This is a genomic window from Blastococcus sp. CT_GayMR16 (assembly GCF_004570875.1).
Lineage (GTDB): Bacteria > Actinomycetota > Actinomycetes > Mycobacteriales > Geodermatophilaceae > Blastococcus_B.
Window position 1 is genome coordinate 432,816 of the sequence record NZ_SPQK01000001.1, and the last position, 13,662, is coordinate 446,477.

15 protein-coding genes are annotated in these 13,662 nt (G+C 72.4%); 1 reads left to right on the plus strand and 14 read right to left on the minus strand.

The genetic code is table 11. The features are described 5' to 3' along the window. Positions 1 to 74: 74 nt before the first annotated feature. The gene (locus E4P38_RS02235; RefSeq protein ID WP_167760406.1) at positions 75 to 956 is read right to left on the minus strand and encodes an aminoglycoside phosphotransferase family protein; all 882 of its coding nucleotides are present in this window, start codon (positions 954 to 956) and stop codon (positions 75 to 77) included. A gap of 124 nt (positions 957 to 1,080) precedes the next feature. Between E4P38_RS02235 and E4P38_RS02240 the strand changes: the two genes are divergently transcribed. Beyond that, positions 1,081 to 1,824, plus strand: a complete 744-nt coding sequence (locus E4P38_RS02240; RefSeq protein ID WP_135130062.1) for an ankyrin repeat domain-containing protein — start codon at positions 1,081 to 1,083, stop codon at positions 1,822 to 1,824. Between the two features lie 47 nt (positions 1,825 to 1,871). Here the strand turns inward: E4P38_RS02240 and E4P38_RS02245 are convergent, their stop codons facing one another. From E4P38_RS02245 to E4P38_RS02305, 13 genes are all read right to left on the minus strand, one after another. Further along, a complete protein-coding gene (locus E4P38_RS02245; RefSeq protein ID WP_135130063.1) occupies positions 1,872 to 2,594 on the minus strand; it encodes a VOC family protein in 723 nt (240 codons plus the stop codon). A 177-nt stretch (positions 2,595 to 2,771) separates the two neighbouring features. Then, positions 2,772 to 4,196 carry a tannase/feruloyl esterase family alpha/beta hydrolase gene (locus tag E4P38_RS02250; protein WP_135130064.1) on the minus strand — a complete coding sequence of 475 codons (1,425 nt, stop codon included), beginning with the start codon at positions 4,194 to 4,196 and terminating at the stop codon, positions 2,772 to 2,774. A 181-nt stretch (positions 4,197 to 4,377) separates the two neighbouring features. Further along, a complete protein-coding gene (locus E4P38_RS02255) occupies positions 4,378 to 5,304 on the minus strand; it encodes a 2-dehydropantoate 2-reductase (protein WP_135130065.1) in 927 nt (308 codons plus the stop codon). A gap of 10 nt (positions 5,305 to 5,314) precedes the next feature. Continuing rightward, positions 5,315 to 6,481 carry an enolase C-terminal domain-like protein gene (locus E4P38_RS02260; protein WP_135130066.1) on the minus strand — a complete coding sequence of 389 codons (1,167 nt, stop codon included), beginning with the start codon at positions 6,479 to 6,481 and terminating at the stop codon, positions 5,315 to 5,317. Between the two features lie 39 nt (positions 6,482 to 6,520). After that, a complete protein-coding gene (locus E4P38_RS02265; RefSeq protein ID WP_135130067.1) occupies positions 6,521 to 7,318 on the minus strand; it encodes an IclR family transcriptional regulator in 798 nt (265 codons plus the stop codon). Positions 7,319 to 7,395: 77 nt separating this feature from the next. Continuing rightward, positions 7,396 to 8,118, minus strand: coding sequence for a class II aldolase/adducin family protein (locus tag E4P38_RS02270; protein ID WP_135130068.1), 723 nt, complete (start codon positions 8,116 to 8,118; stop codon positions 7,396 to 7,398). Continuing rightward, entirely contained in the window at positions 8,115 to 8,930 is an 816-nt protein-coding gene (gene hcaB, locus E4P38_RS02275; RefSeq protein ID WP_135130069.1) for a 3-(cis-5,6-dihydroxycyclohexa-1,3-dien-1-yl)propanoate dehydrogenase, read from the minus strand. The genes E4P38_RS02270 and hcaB overlap by 4 nt, the downstream gene beginning before the upstream one ends. After that, on the minus strand, positions 8,927 to 9,259 hold the full coding sequence (locus E4P38_RS02280; RefSeq protein ID WP_135130070.1) for a hypothetical protein: 333 nt from the start codon (positions 9,257 to 9,259) through the stop codon (positions 8,927 to 8,929). The genes hcaB and E4P38_RS02280 overlap by 4 nt, the downstream gene beginning before the upstream one ends. Then, positions 9,256 to 9,861: a 3-phenylpropionate/cinnamic acid dioxygenase subunit beta gene (locus tag E4P38_RS02285; protein ID WP_245160734.1), complete on the minus strand. Its 606-nt coding sequence runs from the start codon at positions 9,859 to 9,861 to the stop codon at positions 9,256 to 9,258. The genes E4P38_RS02280 and E4P38_RS02285 overlap by 4 nt, the downstream gene beginning before the upstream one ends. Next, the gene (locus E4P38_RS02290) at positions 9,858 to 11,300 is read right to left on the minus strand and encodes a Rieske 2Fe-2S domain-containing protein (RefSeq protein WP_209308884.1); all 1,443 of its coding nucleotides are present in this window, start codon (positions 11,298 to 11,300) and stop codon (positions 9,858 to 9,860) included. The genes E4P38_RS02285 and E4P38_RS02290 overlap by 4 nt, the downstream gene beginning before the upstream one ends. Before the next feature lie 96 nt (positions 11,301 to 11,396). After that, complete coding sequence (locus E4P38_RS02295; RefSeq protein ID WP_135130071.1) at positions 11,397 to 12,158, minus strand: cupin domain-containing protein; 762 nt, start codon at positions 12,156 to 12,158, stop codon at positions 11,397 to 11,399. Continuing rightward, positions 12,155 to 12,901: an SDR family NAD(P)-dependent oxidoreductase gene (locus tag E4P38_RS02300; protein WP_135130072.1), complete on the minus strand. Its 747-nt coding sequence runs from the start codon at positions 12,899 to 12,901 to the stop codon at positions 12,155 to 12,157. The genes E4P38_RS02295 and E4P38_RS02300 overlap by 4 nt, the downstream gene beginning before the upstream one ends. Before the next feature lie 35 nt (positions 12,902 to 12,936). Next, positions 12,937 to 13,662 carry an ABC transporter ATP-binding protein gene (locus E4P38_RS02305; RefSeq protein ID WP_135130152.1) on the minus strand — a complete coding sequence of 242 codons (726 nt, stop codon included), beginning with the start codon at positions 13,660 to 13,662 and terminating at the stop codon, positions 12,937 to 12,939.

Here is a 13,662-nt window from a genome sequence, read left to right on the forward strand (position 1 = left end):
GCGCTGTGCACTATGGATGGCCGCACGGATTGTTCGACGCCGGTAGGTGCCCGCACGGCCATCGGGCCGCGTAGTCAGTCGATCGGGATGCGGAGAGCGACGTCGGCCAACGCCGGGTCTCCGGGCGCCTCGAGCACACAGCGGGCGAACAGCCAGCGCCGCAGCCGCACCCGGTCCACCCCCTCGAGCAGCCCGGCCATCCGGTCGGCCAGTGCAGTCGGGTCGGCGTGCAGACGCTCTGCGCAGTTGAGCAGGTGCTGCAGCGCGTCGTAGGCAGGGTCGCCGACGTACGGCTTGGGGTCGATGAGCAGCCACGGTTCCCGCTGCGCCGCCAGCACGTTGCCTGCATGCGCATCCGTGGCCAGCAGCACCTGGCGGTCCGCGCTGGACGGCAGTCTCTGGAACAGCGCGATGCCCTCACGCGCCAACCCCGAGTCGAGCAGCCCGGGTTCGGCCGCGAGCTGCTGCCGGAACTCCTCTGCCCACTGGTCAACCATCACCTGCAACGGCCGGAAGGTGTGCCCGGCCGGCGGCTGGACCCACAGCCCGCCCAGCAGGCCGGCCAGGACCTCGTCCTGCTCCGGTTCCGGTCGGGCGGCCAGCGGTGTGCCGGGCCGGCAGCGTTCCAGCAGCAGCGCGGACGTGTCGTGAGTCTGCTCGGCCGCGTGCACCCGCACCGCGCCGTGCCCCGACCACACCCCCAACCCGTCGGCCTCGTCAATCGCCTCCGGATGCGCCCAGCCAATCTTCAGGACGAGTTCGGCGCCCGCACGGTCGCGGACCGGCGCAACCCAGGCGGTCTGCCCGCCCGGCTGGAAAGGCGCCTCCACGCTGAGCGACCACGCCCGGGCCAGCCGGGCGACGGTGCCGGGGAGGGTCGCCAGCCACGCCGTACGACCCTCCTGCTCGGCCGCCTCGACCAGGGCGAGCGGCAGGGGTCGTGTCGAATCGGTCATCGCCCGGTGAGCATGGCGCGAATTTCGCCGCCACGGCCTCGCGGATGGCCGCAGACTGCGAGCCAATGACGCAAGGCACGGGCAACGACGCGGCCGCGCCGCTCGGCCCGGACGGGAGACCGCGATGGACACGCTGCCCAGCGACAGCCCGGTAGCCGTCGCGCTGACCGACGCCATCCGGCGCGGAGAACTCCCGATGCTGCAGCGGCTGCTGGCTGACCATTCCGGCCTCGCCACGGCGCGAATCGCCGGAAGCGACGGCTGTCAGCGCACGCCGCTCCACGTAGCTACCGACTGGCCGGGGTACTTCCCGAACGGACCCGCCGTCGTGGGGCTGCTCCTCGCCGCCGGCGCCGACCCGAACGCGCCCGCGGCCGGAGCCGCGGCCGGGCACGCCGAGACCCCACTGCACTGGGCGGCCAGCACCGACGACTCCGATGTCGCCGCCGCCCTCATCGAGGGTGGCGCCGACCTGGAAGCGCCCGGTGCCTCCATCGCCGGCGGCGCGCCTCTCGACGACGCGGTCGGCTACGGCTGCTGGCACGTTGCGCGCCTGCTGGTAGCCCGTGGCGCGCGCGTCGAGGAGCTGTGGAAGGCGGCCGCACTCGGCGTGCAGAGCCGGGTCATGGAACTGGTCGAGGGTGACCTCCCACCCAACGAGGACGAGCTGAACCACGCCTTCTGGCAGGCCTGCCACGGCGGGCAACGCAGAACCGCCGAGTACCTGCTCTCCCGCGGTGCCGACATCAACGCCGTCCCCGGCCACACCGACCAGACGCCGCTGGACATCGCGGGCAGTCCCGGCACCCGCCGCGACACCCTGACCGACTGGCTGCGCGGCCACGGGGCCATCTCACGCGGTCCATGACCGGTCGCGCCCCACACACTTCGATCAGCGTGACCTGACCGCCTCGTCTATCGGCCCGGCGCCACGCAGAACTCATTGCCGTCGGGATCGGCCATCACGACCCAGCTGGCCTCGCCCTGGCCGATGTCGATCCGCGTCGCCCCGAGGGAGACGAGTCGGTCGACCTCCGCGTCCTGATCGCCGTCGACAGGTGGTACCAGGTCGAAGTGCAGGCGGTTCTTCCCGGTCTTCGGCCGCACCGGCGGACCGCCCCAGGTGATCTTCGGACCACCGTGCGGCGAGCGGATCGCGGTCTCCTGGTCCTGGTCCCAGACCAACGGCCAGCCCAGCGCTTCGCTCCAGAAGTACCCGACCTCCTGCGAGCCGTCGCTCGACAGCGCGCCGATGAACCCGCAGTCGGCAAGGAAGTTGTTGCCCGGCTCGATGACGCAGAACTCGTTGCCCTCGGGGTCGGCGAGCACGACATGCCCCTCCTCCGGGCGTTGACCGACGTCGATGTGCCGGCCGCCGAGTCCGAGTGCCCGCGCCACGGTCTGCTGCTGGTTTTCGAGGGAGGTACTCGTCAGATCGAAGTGCATCTGGTTCGGGCCGGCCTTCGGCTCCTGGGTGGCGAGGAATCGGATCCGGAACCCGGTGTCATCCCTCGGCAGGAGCGCGACGCCGTCGGAGGGATCGTCGGTCGTCTCCCAGTCGAGGACGCCGGCCCAGAAGCGCGCGAGACGGCGCGGGTCGTTCGCATCGAAGCAGAGCGCGTGGAGCTGAGCAGGCATCGCGCTCCGGATCTCCGATCTGCATCACCGGCCTGGGCACGTCCCCGCGCCCGTGAAGAGACCGACGCTAGGGCGCTCGGGAACCGAGACGCAACGCGATTACACAGGGTGCACCCACGCACGGCGGCTCCGTTCCTCAGGAACGGAGCCGCCGTTGGTACCCGGGGGTTGCTCCGATCAGCCCCCCAGCGAGCAGGAGTCGAGCAGCGCCGGGTCCGTGGCGCCGTTCCCGGGCGGACGGGGCACCGTGGTGCTCGGCGGCGGATCCTGGCGGTCCTCCACCCAGGCGGTGAGGGCGTCGAAGGCGGTCCGGAAGCACGGCAGCATCGGTCGCAGGTGCGTCGGGTCCAGGTACATGAGGCTGTCCACGTGGTTGCCGCCCTCGATCCGGTAGTAGCGGTGCAGCCGGTCGCGGTGCCGGTCGGCGATCATCTGCGCGTAGACGTCGCTGTCGGTGCTGATCGGCAGCAGTGTGTCCAGCGTTCCGTGCAGGGTCAGGAGCGGCTTCTTGATCTTGCCGGTCAGGCTGATCCGCGCGAGGGCGTCATGAGCGGGCCGCGAGCTCGGGCCGGCCAACCATGCGTCGTACTGCGCGTCACTGGCGCAGGGCGCGAACAGCGTGGCCGTCAGGGCGGTCGCCCCGGGGCAGGCCGGGTCGTACGCGGGGTCGAACTCCGCGCGGTAGATCTTCTGGGTCAGCCCCCAGTAGAAGCTCTGGTGGTAGGGCCACAGCGCCTCCGAGCCCCGCGCGAAACCGGCGGCGTACATGTCTTCCTTCGTCGCCACCCCGAGGCTGTAGCGCACCGCCGTCGGCAGGTACGTGAACAGGTTGGGACCGTCCGGGGTGAGCAGGGTGCCCTCCCAGTCCACGCCGCCGTCGTACAGCTCGGGCCGGTTCTCCAGCTGCCAGCGCACGAGGTAGCCGCCGTTGCTGATGCCGGCCATGTAGGTCCGGTCCGGCCGGTCGCCGTAGCGCTCGCGCAGTGCCTCCTTGGCCGCGACGGCGAGCTGCGTGACGCGCTCGTGCCACTCCGCGACGGCGTCTGCGGGCTGGGCGCCGTCCCGGTAGAAGTCCGGGCTGTTGTTGCCCTTGTCCGTCGAGGCGTAGGCGAAGCCCTGCGCCAGGACGAAGTCGGAGATCAGGAAGTCGGAGGCGTACTGCTTCCGGTTGCCCGGCGCCCCGGACACCACCAGCCCGCCGTTCCAGTCGTCGGGGATCCGCAGCACGAACTGGCTGTCGTGGTTCCAGCCGTGGGTGGTGTTGAAGGACGACGTGTCCGGGAAGTAGCCGTCGACCTGCAGCCCCGGAACCCCGCTGGGATTGGTCGTGCCGGGCGCGTGCAGGGTCACCCAGTCCGTCTGGTCGGTGTACCGGCCCGGAGCCGCGGTGAGCAGCCCCGCGGTCGTGATGTCCGGCAGGCAGGCCGTGTCGGCCCGCTGCGCGCCGGGGACGGACACCACGTCGGACGACGTGCACGGCCGGGGCGCGGAACCGTGCCCGTGGCCTCCGGGGTGGGCGGCGGCCGGCGCGACCTGCAGCGACAGCGCCGCCGCGGTGCCGAGACTGACGAGCAGGGTGGTGGTACGGGGCCGTAACCGCATGGGGGCTCCCTTGTCCGCGGATCCGTCGTCGCTCCGGGAGCGACGCGTGGCGGCGTCCCCGGAGCGAGTGACCTGTGGGGTCGCATGCCAGATTTCTCGCGGACGACGAGTTCGGGAACGTGCCGGTCCCACCGGCTCGATCGACGTCCTGTGTGCCGTGCCCACACCGCCTACGAGCGGACTAGCGACGGACCCAGGGCTCTTCGCGGGTCCGGGCCAGAGCAGTGAGGGTGGCGTTGACCGGTGCCTGCCGGCCGACCGTGGCGGCCTCGCGCGGGACGGCGCCGTTGATCACGGCGATCTCGCTGACCCGCCGCGCTTCGTGGTCGAGCAGGGCCGACGGCTTGGCGGCCGGCATCTGCGCACCGAACTCCCGGACCAGCGCCACCGGGTCGGGGACGGCGATCCCGACGCCCAGCGCGGTCGCGGTCTCCCAGGCCTCGGTCGCGGCTGCCCGGCTCACCGCGCCGAGGTGCTCGTGGTCCATCACCTCGCCGACGGTGAGCCCGGACAGCGCGCACGGCGCGCTGTAGGCGACGTTGCAGATGAGCTTCTCCCACTGCATGGCCAGGATGTCCGGGACCGCGGCCGCATCGAACCCGGCGGCGCGCCAGGCCTCCGCGACCCGCTCGACCGCTGCGGCGTCGAGGCCCCCGTAGGAGCCGAACCGCAGCGCGCGCATCGCGTTGTGGTGGACGTGGCCGGGACCGATCAGGGAGGCCCCGAAGCCGCTCGCGATACCGACGGCGAGCCGGTCGGCACCGACCCGCTGCGCGACGACGTCGCCGGAGCCGAGGCCGTTCTGGATGGTGAGGACGACGGTGTCGGCACCGATGAGCGACCGCGCGAGGTCCGCCGCACCGGCCACGTCGGCCGCCTTGACCGCCAGGACGACGAGGTCGACGACGATCCCGGGCGGCGGCGTCGTCCGGGCGTCGATCCTCGCCCGATGCTCCCCGTCGGGCCCGGACACGGTCAGCCCGCCGGCAGCGATCGCCGCGACGTGCTCGGCTCCGCGGTGGACGGCCAGCACCTCGTGCCCGGCGCCCGCGAGCCGGCCCGCGTACACCGAGCCCATCGCCCCGCACCCGACGACGGCGATCCTCACGGCCGGTCCCTCACGCCGTCAGCCGTGCGATCTCGTCGGCGAGCCCGGACTTCGCCTCCAGCCCGAACCCCGGGTCGTCAGCCGGGCGGATCCGGCCGTCCCTGAGCCGGCATCCGTCGCTGTAGCCGCCGAAGGGCTGGAACACACCGGGGTACGCCTCGCAGCCGCCGAGACCCAGTCCGACGGCGATGTGCAGGTTGATCAGGTGCCCACCGTGCGGGAACGCCGAGCGCCGGTCGACGCCGTGCTCGCCCATCAGCGCGATCATCCGCGCGTACTCCGTCAGGCCGTAGCTGAGGCCGGCGTCCATCTGGAAGACGTCCCGGTCGGCCCGGATCCCGCCGAAGAGCAGCAGGTTCTTCACGTCCTGCACGGAGAAGAGATTCTCGCCGGTGGCGATGGGCCCCGCGTAGGCCTCGGCGAGCTGGCGGTTGAGGTCGAAGTCGAGGGGATCGGTGGCCTCCTCGTACCAGCGCAGGCCGTATCCCTCGATCGCACGCGCGTAGTCGAGCGCCTCGTCCCGACCGAAGCGCCCGTTCGCATCGACGGCGACGGCCGAGCCGCTGCCCAGCACGTCGATCGCGGCCTCCAGGCGCACCATGTCCTCGGCGAGCGGAACCCCGCCCACCTTGATCTTGACGGCCGCGTAGCCGGCATCGCGGTACCCGGACAGCTCGTCGCGCAGCCGGCCCACGGTGTCGCCCGGGTGGTAGTAGCCCCCTGCCGCGTAGACCGGCACCCCCTCGGTGACCGGGCTGCGGCCGTGACCGCGCGCGACGGTGACGTAGGCGGGCTCGTCGTGGAACTTCGCGAGGAGGTCCCAGCAGGCCAGTTCGATCGCGCCCGCCGCGGAGGCCCGGTCGCCGTGTCCGCCCGGCTTCTCGTCCCGCATCGCCGCGGCGAGGACCCTGGCGGGGTCGATCAGTCCCGTGTCCGCCCCGCACAGCGACTCCGGTGCCGCCCCGAGCACGCGCGGCACCATCCGGTCGCGCAGGATGCCGCCCTGGGCGTGCCGGCCGATCGAGTTGAACGCGACGCCGACGAGCCGCCGTCCGTCACGGACGACGTCACTGACCAGCGCGACCAGGGACACCCGGTGCCCGTCGAAGCTGACCACCGAGTTGGCGACGCCGCCCTGGAGCGGAACCGCCACCTCGCGGATATCGACGATGCGCACATGACCTCCGCACTGGACGCGACACCAAAGGACGAACACTCACCAGAGCTGCAGCTGCTCCAGCTCCTCGGCGGCTTCGCGCAGGCGGGTCAGCAGGTCCCGCCGGATGCGCGCACTCATCCGACTCGCGGGGACGGAGACGTTGACGGCGAAGCGGGAGGCGCGGCTCGGGTGCAGCGGGATCGCGATCGAGCTCACCCCTTCCTCGCTCTCCTCCTGGCTCATCGCGAAGCCCTCGGCCCGCACGCGCTCCAGCGTCGCCAGCAGCTCGGTGCGGGTCCCGACCGACTTCGGGGTCAGCTGGATCAGGCGCTCCTCTGGGTAGAGGGCCAGCACCTCGGCATCGGTGAGGGTCGACAGCAGCGCCTTGCCGGTGGAGGTGCAGTTGGCCGGCATCGTCCGCCCGAGCCGGTTGCCCACCCGCAGGGCGCGGGTGCTCTCAATCGAGTCGATGAAGTGCACCTCGGTGCCCTCGAGCCGCCCCAGGTGCACGGTCTCCTGGGTGTCGGCACTGAGCTTCTCCAGCACGGGGTGCGCCCGGTTACGCACGTCCAGGCGCCGGAGCATCGCGAAGGCGAGATCGTCGAACATCGGTCCGGGCACGTAGCTGCGGCTGGGGCCGTCCTGCCGCACGAAGCCGCGGTACTGGAGCATCGCCAGCAGCCGGTGCGCGGTGGACGACGCCACCCCCAGGTACTGGCTGACGTCGGTGAGGCGCAGGCTCTCGCGGGACCCGAGCAGCAGGATCACCCGCAGGGCGTTGTCCACGGAGTCGATGGGGTACTGCGGGGCGGTCCCGTATTCGGCCGCGGCCGGGAACTCGTCCTGCCTCGTCATGCGGGCAAGGCTACGTTCCGGCCCTCGGGGCGGGACCGGCCAGTTCACGTCGGCGGAAGCCACCTCCGGGGCCGGGCTCAGCCCAGGCGCGCGAGTTCGTGCCGCCATGCGACCCCCTCGTTGAATCCGGGTCCGAGGTCCGGGAGCTCGGCCAGGTCGTCGGGCGGGACGTCCACCAGCCGGCCGCCGGCGCCGAGCACGGTCAGGGACATGCGGGCGAGGGTGTCGACCGACACCGCCTGCAGCACGGCCGTGGGCACCGAGGAAGCGGCACTGGTCAGCCCGTGGGCCCGGAGCAGGACGACGGGCCGGCCGCCGAGGGCCGCCGTCATCTCCGCCGCCCGCACGCGGTCCCGGATCAGCACGCTGCTCGGGTAGACCGGGACGCCGCCCGCGGCGAGCTTGGCCCCGGGGATGTCGAAGGCGCCCAGGATCGGCCGGATCGCCACGCCGGCCAGGTCGGCCGCGACCACCTCCGGTGGATGGGCATGCACGACGGCCTGGACGTCGGGCCGCGTGCGGAGGATCTCGGTGTGCAGCGGCAGCTCGTTCGGGACCGACCACCCGTCCAGCTCTCCCTCGGCCCCGGGCTGCCCGTCCAGGTCGACGAGCCGGACGTCGTCGGCCGTCGTCCAGGCCAGCCCGCGCTCCTGCGGTCCGCGGCATCGCACCAGCAGCCGCTCGGCGTCCACCCGCAGCGAGACGTGGCCCAGGTGCGCGTCGGACAGGCCCCGGGCGGCCAGCACCCGGCAGGCGTCGGCGATCAGCTGCCGCGATTCCGCCAGGCTCGTCGTGGTCACGACCGCTTCCGGGGGGCACCGGACACACCGACGCCCCCATCGGTGTGCACGACGTCCCCGGTCACCCCGCGGGAGCGGTCCGAGGCCAGGAACACGTAGCTCCAGGCGTGGTCTTCGCCGGTCAGCGCCACCCCGAGCGGCACCCGCGCCGCCAGCTCCTCGGCCCGCCCGGGAGCCGCACCCAGGCTCCGGTCGGCGGCACCGAGGCTGGCCGGGCCCCGCAGATCGGTGCCGACGGTCCCGCCCGGCGCGACGCCGTTGACCCGCACCTCGGGCGCCAGGTCGTGGGCCAGGGCGGTCACCAGGCCGCGCACCGCGAACTTGCTGGCCAGGTACAGGACGCCACCGCGTCCCGGGTAGTAGGCCGAGGTCGACTCGGTCAGCAGCACGACGCCACGCCCGGAGCTCTGCAGGTGCGGAAGCGCGGCGCGCACCGAGTGCAGGTGGCTCTTGACGTTGGTGTGGAACATCTCGTCGAACGCGGCGTCGAGGACGTCGGGCTCCAGGTCGGTGATGCTGCGGTAGAAGTCGAAGATCCCTACGCAGTTCACCAGGACGTCGAGGCCGCCGAACGCCGCCACCGCGGCCTCGACCGCCCGCTGGTTGTCCGCACCGGTCGTCGCGTCCCCCACCGTCACCGGGACCTCCGGGCGGGCGGCAGCCAGCGTGCGGGCCCTCTCCTCGTCCCGCTCCAGCACCGCGACCTGCGCGCCCTCGGCACGGAAGGCGTCGACGACGGCCCGGCCGATGCCGGAGCCGCCGCCCACGACCAGACTTCGTCGTCCGGCCAGCCAGCCGCCGGGTGCGGTCACCGGTCGCTGTCCGCGGCGGGGGTCTCGCCGTCGTCGGGCACGAGCGGCCCGAAGGGGTTGCCGACCATCGCGGAGAACGTGGCGGTGTTCTGCCAGGTCAGCGCCTCGAGCTCGAGCGGGCACAGCGCCACCCACTGCCCGGACTTGGGCGACTCCACGAGCAGCCGCGAGCCGTTGCGGGTGTTCACGCGGCGGACCCGCACCTCGGCGAACTCGTTGGCGACGGTGATCGGCTCGCCGACCGCGTGCTCCAGGAGCTCCTCCCGCGCGGCGGCGGCCCGGCGCGCGGCCGCGGCGTCCTCCTGCTCGCCCTCCCAGTGCAGGCTCACAGGAAGATCGCCAGGTTCTGCATCCGGATGACGGAGTCGTCGACCAGGATCGTGCGGCGCGCCAGCTTCCAGCCCTCGGGTGTGCGGCGGAGCAGATCCTCCCGGCCGGCCGACACCAGCGAGCCTTCCCGGACGTCGCCCCGGCTGCGGAACAGCAGCGTGGCCGACTCCACGACCAAATGGTCGGCGTCCTCGGTGGCGAACGTGCGGACGTTGGACAGGTGGTGCCGCAGCCGGGACGGCGGGTCCTCGGTCCAGGCGTGCTCGGTCTGGAAGCGGGCCACCCGGCGGGACAGGGAGTACTTGTCCTCGTCGAAGTGCGCCATCCCCGGCGAGGTGTCGTAGCCGGCGCCCAGCGCTGTCGTGACCCGCACGGGCATGAGGTAGTGGATGTCGTCGGTGAGCAGGGCGAGCCACTCGTCGTAGGACTGCAGGTCCAGCAGCCACGCCTCGTCGACAAGCCAGCGGTGGGCGGTCTGGTGGCGCTCGTCCCCGAAGGAGACGCTGGGACCGGCCCGCCGCAGCCGCGACGCGCCACCACCGAGAACCGATTGCCCCGAGAGGGAATCGACCGAGGGCACCGAGCCGTGCATCGAGGTCATGCCTGGCCCACCGCCTCGGCGACCGGTGCCGCAGGGTCCGGCGCCGCGGCCACCGCAGAGGGTGCGTCACCCGCGCCGGTGGCCGGACCGGTCGCCGGCACGGGCCGTTCCATGTCGTCGGCCCAGCGATTCAGCAACTCGCGCTGGTTGTACTCGCCGTAGCCGACGTAGGCCGTGCCCGGACCGGAGAACTGGTCGGGCGTCAGCGCGGGGACCACACCGGAACCGTCGGGCAGCATCCCCATCCGGCTGTTGAGCAGCAACCGGCGCGCCATGGACCCGGCCGCGGTGTTGGTGAGGGAGACCCAGTTCTCGACGTCGTCCTGCTCGAACATGCCGGTCGACCCGAAGCACATCAGGTACGCCTTGTAGCTGAGCGCCTTGAACTCCTCGGGGGCCTGCGCGTCGACGGCGAACCAGGACAGCACCTCGGTCTCGTCCTCGCTGATCGGCTGCCACTGCCGGATCGAGATGAACGGCAGGACGTCGTCGGACTCGCCCACCCTCGGCCAGTTGTGCACGAAGGAGAGGTTCGGGTAGATCGAGGCGGCGCTGATCATGAAGCCGTCCTCGCCCACGACCCGCTGTTGCTCCGGGGTCCACTGGGCCTTGATGCGGTCGATCATCTCCTGGGGGTAGCCGACGTAGCGCATCCGCTCGTCGAAGTCGCCCGCCGGCAGCTTGTAGGTGGTTCCGCCGCCGGCGCCCGCCCAGTACGTGCAGCCGTCCTTGCGCTTCTCGGCCTTCGGCTCGCGGAACAGCCCGATCTCCACGACGGAGGTGTGGGTCTGCGGCGTGTGGTACATGTCGCCGGCGAAGTTCTCCGCGCCGATCTTCCAGTTCGCCTTGACCCGCCACCGCTGGGGACCCCGCAGCTCGATCCCGCCCGAGCTCTGCTGCGTGTAGAAGTCCAGGTAGAACCGGAAGTCCCCGAGGAACTCCTCCAGCGGGGGCGCCGCCGGGTCGAGGCTGACGAAGATCAGGCCGTTGTAGCTGGCCAGGCTGGGCGCGGGCAGGAGCCGCTGGCCCTGCCGCGGGAAGCCGGCCTCGCCGCCGTAGGCGTCCCGGTGGAACGGCAGCCCGACCAGCCGGCCGTCGTTGCGGTAGGACCAGCCGTGGTACGGGCAGCGGAAGTGGGACGCGTTGCCCATCTCGGCCCGGCAGACCTGCATGCCGCGGTGCAGGCACATGTTGAAGTGCGCGCGCACCTCCCCCGCCTCGTCGCGGGCGATGATGAAGGAGTCCTCGAGAACGCGGCGGACGACGTAGTCCCCGGCCTGCGGGATCTCCGACTCGTGGCCGACGAAGAGCCAGGCCCGGGAGAACAGCCGCTTCTTCTCCAGCTCGAAGACCTCGCGGTCGTTGTAGATGTGCGCCGGGATCATGCCCCGGCGGACGGCGTCCAGCACGGCTGCCTGTCCGGCGTCGGTGTCGGCCACGGACCGCCCCCTCTCAAGGGAAGTGGATCTCTGGCTAGCGGAAATACTCTCTGAACAGTAGAGCAGCGGGAGTCGGGCGCCAATGGCGCCGGCCGGTCAGTCCAGCTTCGCGAGCAGGCCGGCGAAGACGTCCTGGACCTGGCCGCCCGGAAGCCGCTGGACCGATCCTCCTGCCTTCACCGTGACCTCCTCGCCGTGGTCGTCCACGACCAGGCCACCCAGGAACTCGTTGTGGAACAGGTGGAGATCGTGGGACACCAGCGCGCGCAGCGCCCGGCCGAAGAAGTGCCGCGGTTCGTGCAGGACGCCGCCCGGCCACCGGACGACGACGTCGTCTGTCCCGATCTCGAACGTGAGCTCGCCGAGCCGCCCGGAGTCGTCCGGCCGCACGGTCCGTCGCGGCACGTCGCCGCGGGGGTCGGAGCTCAGCAGCTCCAGGCTGATCCGGCGCTTCCCGTCGCCGGAGAACGTCCGGTGCGCGACGCCGCGCGGCAACTTGAGCAGATCACCCGTGCGGCCGACCTGGTGACCGAACGTCCGCGTGCTCTCCGGCTCCTTGAACTCGATCCGCACGCTGCCCTGCACCAGGTACAGCCAGGCGTCGTCGTCGAAGTTCGTGTTCCAGAACGGCAGCGCCAGCGAGGAGCCGGTGGACTCCCAGACGACGACCGGGCCGAGCCGGGCGAGCTCCGCGGGCACGTGCGTCGGCCGGTCGGGCGCCCCGCCGAAGGCCAGCACGTTGACCAGCGCGAACCGGTCGACCTCGTCAACCAGGTGGGACTCCCCCGGGCGGCACTCCACGCCGGCGAAGTCCGCGTGCAGGGGGACGGCGACGCCCTCGGACACCGACCTGCTCATGTCAGGAGCCGCCCGCCGTCGACCACGACGCACTCACCGGTCATGAAGTTCGCCTCGTCACTGGCCAGGAAGAGCACGACGTTGGCGACGTCGACCGGCTGACCGATGCGGCCGACGACGAGCTTGCTGGTCACCCAGGCCAGGCGCTCCGGATCGGCCCGGACCGGCGCGATCGCCGGGGTGTCGATCAGGCCAGGGGCGACCGAGTTGCAGCGGATCCCCTGGGCTCCGTAGTCCAGCGCCACCGACCGTGTCAGGGCGATCACCCCGCCCTTCGCCGCGACGTAGGCGGCGAAGCGCGGCGAGGAGGCCACGCCCGCGGCCGACGCGGTGTTGACGATCGCCCCTCCCCCACCCGACGCGATCATCGCGGGGATCGCCGCCCGGCAGCCGAGGAAGACCCCGGTCAGGGTCACCGCGAGGGTGCGGTCCCACTGGTAGAGGTCGGTGTCGGTCACCGACAGGCCGATCGGGGCCCAGTAGGCGTTGTTGTGGAGCACGTCCAGCCGCCCGAACGCGGAGACGGCGTGGTCGACCATCGCCTGCACCGACGCGGCGTCGGCGACGTCGGTCTGCACGGCGTGCACGGTCCCGGGCAGCCCCTCGGCGGCGGCCGCCGTCTGCTCGGCGCCGGGGAGGTCGATGTCGGCGGCCACCACCTCCGCGCCCTCGCGGGCGAAGGCCAGCGCCGTCTCCCGGCCCATCCCGGACCCGGCACCGGTCACGATGGCGACCTTGCCCACGAAGCGTCGTCCCGAAGAGGCCACCGAGGGACCGGTCACGACCGGGCCCCCCGCCCGCCCAGGTAGCTCTCGATGATGCCCGGGTCGGCCAGCAGGTCGGCGGCCGCGCCGGACAGGGTCACCGAGCCGGTCGTGAGCAGGTAGCCCCGGTCGGCCACGCCGAGGGCCTGCCGGGCGTTCTGCTCGACCAGCAGGATCGTGAGCCCCTCCGCGGCGAGGCTCTTGATCAGGTCGAAGACCTCGCCGATCAGCAGCGGCGACAGGCCGAGGGACGGCTCGTCCAGCAGCAGGATCCGCGGGCGGGACATCAACGCCCGTCCGATCGCCAGCATCTGCTGCTCGCCGCCCGACAGCGTGCCCGCCTTCTGCGCCCGGCGGTCGCGCAGCCGCTCGAACCGGGTGAGCACCGATTCGAGGTCCTCGTCGACCGTCCCGGCCCGGCGGCGGGTGAAGGCGCCGAGCCGCAGGTTCTCCTCGACGGTGAGGGTGGCGAGGATCCGCCGTCCCTCGGGCACGTGGGCCATGCCGGCCCGGACCAGCCGGTCGCTCCGCTGTCCGGTGACGTCCTCGCCGTAGAGCACGACCCGCCCCGACCAGGGCCTGATCATCCCGGAGACGGCACGGAGGAACGTGCTCTTGCCGGCCCCGTTGGCGCCCAGCAGCGCCACCGTCTCGCCCTCGGCGACGGTGAGGTCGACCTTCTCGATGCCGGTGATCCGGCCGTAGCCCGCGGTCACCCCGCGCAGCTGCAGCGCGGGCAC